The sequence below is a fragment of the Actinoplanes sp. NPDC048791 genome (genome assembly GCF_040650095.1).
In the GTDB taxonomy this organism is placed as follows: Bacteria; Actinomycetota; Actinomycetes; order Mycobacteriales; family Micromonosporaceae; genus Actinoplanes.
Genome location: NZ_JBEZGQ010000793.1, coordinates 1 through 3,969 on the forward strand (window position 1 = coordinate 1; position 3,969 = coordinate 3,969).

4 protein-coding genes and 1 pseudogene are annotated in these 3,969 nt (G+C 73.0%); 1 reads left to right on the top strand and 4 read right to left on the bottom strand.

Annotation, left to right across the window (positions count from 1 at the left end; translation table 11 throughout):
• Positions 1-47: 47 nt before the first annotated feature.
• Positions 48-1,487, bottom strand: coding sequence for an MFS transporter (locus AB0C29_RS37145; protein ID WP_360830619.1), 1,440 nt, complete (start codon positions 1,485-1,487; stop codon positions 48-50).
• A gap of 129 nt (positions 1,488-1,616) precedes the next feature.
• Here AB0C29_RS37145 and AB0C29_RS37150 point away from each other — a divergent pair, with 129 nt between their 5' ends.
• The gene (locus AB0C29_RS37150; protein WP_360830622.1) at positions 1,617-2,207 is read left to right on the top strand and encodes a helix-turn-helix domain-containing protein; all 591 of its coding nucleotides are present in this window, start codon (positions 1,617-1,619) and stop codon (positions 2,205-2,207) included.
• Between the two features lie 9 nt (positions 2,208-2,216).
• Here the strand turns inward: AB0C29_RS37150 and AB0C29_RS37155 are convergent, their stop codons facing one another.
• The 3 genes and pseudogenes from AB0C29_RS37155 to AB0C29_RS37165 all read right to left on the bottom strand — a co-directional run.
• On the bottom strand, positions 2,217-2,501 hold the full coding sequence (locus AB0C29_RS37155) for a hypothetical protein (protein ID WP_360830625.1): 285 nt from the start codon (positions 2,499-2,501) through the stop codon (positions 2,217-2,219).
• Between the two features lie 127 nt (positions 2,502-2,628).
• Positions 2,629-3,732 (bottom strand): sugar kinase, encoded by a 1,104-nt coding sequence (locus tag AB0C29_RS37160; protein WP_360830628.1) that lies wholly within the window; start codon positions 3,730-3,732, stop codon positions 2,629-2,631.
• 12 nt (positions 3,733-3,744) lie between these two features.
• Positions 3,745-3,969, bottom strand: a pseudogene (locus tag AB0C29_RS37165) (keto-deoxy-phosphogluconate aldolase); the annotation flags it as partial.

Below are 3,969 nucleotides of genomic sequence, written 5' to 3' on the forward strand. Positions count from 1 at the left end.
CACAACCGAGCCGCGGCCACCCCAGTGGCGGCCGCGGCTCGGACCGGTCAGCTACCGGAGGCGACCCGGCGGCGCGTCGACGGCAGGGCGAGCGAGGCGACGATCGCCAGCACCGCCACACCGGCGCAGACCCAGAAGCCGTAGGTGAACGCGTCGTCCGTGGGCAGACCCTGCGGCGTGCTGTGGGACGAGATGACGGCCGCGACGACCGCCGTGCCGATGCTGCTGCCGATGGTCCGGGCGATCGTGTTGACGCCGGTGGCCTCACCGGTCTGGGCGGCCGGCACACTCTCGATGATCGCGTTGGACATCGCCGCGAACGCGAAGCCGATGCCGGCGCCGGTGAGCACCCCGGAGGCCAGCACCTGCCAGATCGCGCCGTGGCCGAGGGCGGGCAGCGTGAACGCGGTGACGACCAGGACGGCGCCGAGGAACATCGGCACCTTCGGGCCGTAGCGGCGGTCCAGCAGACCGGCCAGCGGACCGAAGACGACCATCATGAGCACGGTCGGCAGCAGGAACAGCCCGGCCTGCGAGACCGACTTGCCGAAGCCGTAGCCGGTCGCCGCGGGCAGCTGGAGCAGCGTGGGGACCAGCAGGAACGTGCCGAACATGGCGAAGCCCAGGATGAGCGCGACCAGGTCGGTGGCCCACACGCCGCGGACCCGCATCAGGCGCATGTCGATGAGCGGCTCCCGGACCCGCAGCTCGACCAGGACGAAGACGACCAGGGCGACCGCGCCGAGGGCCAGCAGGCCCACGGTCCGGGCCTCGCCCCAGCCCCAGGCCTGCCCCTTGCTGATCGCCAGCAGCAGCGACACCAGCGCCACCGACAGGATCCCGGCGCCGAGCACGTCGAGGCGCCCGGGGGTGCGCACCGGCGACTCCTTGATGCCGAAGATCGACCCGAGCAGCGCGATGACGACCAGGACCAGCGGCAGCCAGAACAGCCAGTGCCAGGACAGGTGCTCGACGATCGGGCCGGCGGCCACGATACCGACACCGGCGCCGACCCCGAAGATCGCCGACAGCAGGCCGACCGTGACGCCGACCCTCTCCCGGGGCAGCTCGTCGCGCACGATGCCGATCGACAGGGGCAGGATCGCACCCGCCGCACCCTGCAGTGCGCGGGCGACGATCAGCACGACCAGGTTGGGCGCGAGCGCGGCCAGCAGGGTGCCGCCGGCCAGGATGGCGAGCACGGCGATCAGGACGCGGCGCTTGCCCACCATGTCGCCGAGGCGGCCGAGGATCGGCGTCAGCACCGACGCGGAGAGCAGGTACGCCGTGATCACCCAGCTGGCGTCGCCGGTCGAGGCGTCCAGCTCGCGCCCGATCGTCGACAACGCCGGCGCCACCAGCGACTGGAGCACCGCGAAGGCCAGACCGCCGAGCGACAGGTAGAGCACCAGCAAGGTGTTGCCGGCACTGCGGCCGCCACCTGCGGCGGAATCCGTGTGGCGCGGCTGCTCGATGGTTTGCGTCATGAGAACCCCGGGACCTAGATGTAAACAGTTGCTGACTTAACCCAGTATCGACTGCCGGGCGGCAAAGTCAACGGATGTTTACGTCACACCGCGGCGGCCGTTACCCTGGTGACGCCACGGAAGGAAGCCATGACGACACGTACGCCCGTACCCCGCCGCCGCGACGCCGCGGGCACCCGGCAGCTCCTGCTCGACGCCGCCCGGCGCCGCTTCGCGGCCGCTGGCTACGCCGCCACCACCGTGCGCGAGATCGCCGACGAGGCCGGGGTCAACGTCGCCCTGATCAACCGCTACTTCACGTCCAAGGAGGGCCTGTTCGAGGCCTGCCTGACCGGCGCCGTCGACGAGCTGGGCCGCACGGTCGCGGCGGACGTGACCCTCGAAGAGGTGCCGCACGCCATCGCCCGCCAGCTCGCCGGCCCGCACGTCGGCAAACACCCCAGCCTGCTGGTGCTCCTGTTGCGCTCCTCCGGCGACGAACGCGCCGACGAGATCCGGCGGGGCATCCTGCGCTCCTTCGCCGAGAGCCTCGCCACGGCCGCCGGCCGGACGCCGGGCGACGACAAGCTGTTGCTGCGGGCGCAGATCGCCCTGGCGGCCGCGCTGGGCATCGCCCTGCTGCGCTCCTCGGCGACGATGGAACCGCTGGCCTCGGCCGGCGAGCAGGAGCTTCTCGAGCCGCTCCAGGACCTCATCGCGAGCCTGCTGGCCGAGCGCTGACCGCAGCCGTCAGGGGTCGGCGGGCGCCCGGACCACGGAGGCGCTGCGAATGGCGGCGACGGCGTCCGCGCCGAGCGACTCGCAGCACATCAGCCGCTGGTCGCTGAGGAGCTTCTCCTTGTCGACGACGGCGGCCAGACACGCCAGGTGCTCGAAGTACCGCCAGTAGGAGTTCCCGCGGATCCGGCGCTCCGCCCGCGTGTACGGCTCCAGCACCGCCCACGCCTCCCGGACCCGGAAGTGCACGACACCGACGATCCGATCACTGTCGACGGTCGGCAGCGCCGCGAGCATCCCGTAGTCGGCGTAGTAGTGCCCGACCCGCCGTACATGCCGGCGCGCCTCGGACGGCAGCCGGCCGATGCCCAGCTCGGGGTCGTGCGCCTCGGCGAGCCGGTCCCGTCAATGCCCCGCGAGGCGGTCAGCGCTGGACGCGGGCGCCTCCGCCGGCCGCCAGGGCCAGGACCTCCGCCTTGACGGCCATCGACGTGTCCCCCGGCGTCGTCATCGCCAGGGCGCCGTGCGCGGCACCGTACTCGACCGCTTCCGCCAGCGACGCGCCGTCCAGGATGCCGTAGATCAGGCCGGCCGCGAAGGAGTCGCCGCCGCCGACGCGGTCCAGGATCTCGAGGTCCGGGCGGTGCGTCGACTCGATCACGCCGGTCGGCCCGGACCAGGCCAGGGCACCCCAGTCGTTGCGGGTGGCGGTGCGGACGCCGCGCAGGGTCGTCGCGATGACGCGCAGGCGGGGGTATTCGGCCGCCACCTTGCTGATCATCTGGGCGAACGACGCCGTACGCAGGTCCTGGAGGTTGTCGTCGACGCCGTCGACCTGGAAGCCGAGGCAGGCGGTGAAGTCCTCCTCGTTGCCGATCATCACGTCGACGTGCGGGGCGATGCCGGCGTTGACCTCGCGGGCCCGGGCGGTGCCGCCGACCGCCTTCCACAGGCTCGGGCGGTAGTTGAGGTCGTAGGAGACCACGGTGCCGTGGCGGCGGGCGGCGTGCACCGCGGCCAGGGTCGTCTCCGCGGCGGTGTCGGACAGGGCGGCGAAGATGCCGCCGGTGTGCAGCCAGCGGACGCCGACCTCGCCGAACAGGTGGTCCCAGTCGACGTCCTGCGCCCGCAGCTGCGACGCGGCCGTGTGCCCGCGGTCCGAGACCCCCACGGCCCCGCGTACGCCGAAACCCCGCTCGGTGAAGTTGAGCCCGTTGCGCACCGCCCGGCCCACCCCGTCGTACGGGAGCCACCGCACGAAGCTGGTGTCGACCCCGCCGGTCAGCATGCAGTCCTCGACGAGCCGGCCCACCTCGTTGTCGGCCAGCGCGGTGACGATCGCGGTGCGCAGCCCGAAGACGCGCCGCAGCCCCCGGGCGACGTTGTACTCACCGCCGCCCTCCGAGGCGCGGAAGGAGCGGGCCGTGCGCACGCGCCCCTCCCCCGGGTCGAGGCGCAGCATCACCTCACCGAGGCTGACGGCGTCGAAACGGCAGGAGTCGGCGGGCCTGAGCGGCAGAACCGGCATGGTGGACCTCTCTCAACGTCCGCGGGTGGCGGCGACGGCCTGGCTGGTCAGCTCGCGGATCCGGGTGAAGTCACCGGCGCGGATCGCGGCGCGCGGCACCATCCAGGAGCCACCGACGGCCAGCACGGCGGGCAGCGCGAGGTACTCGGCGACGTTGCCGGCGTCGATGCCGCCGGTGGGCACGAACCGCATGTCCGCGAAGGGCGCGGCCAGGGCGGCGACGGCGGCCGGGCCGCC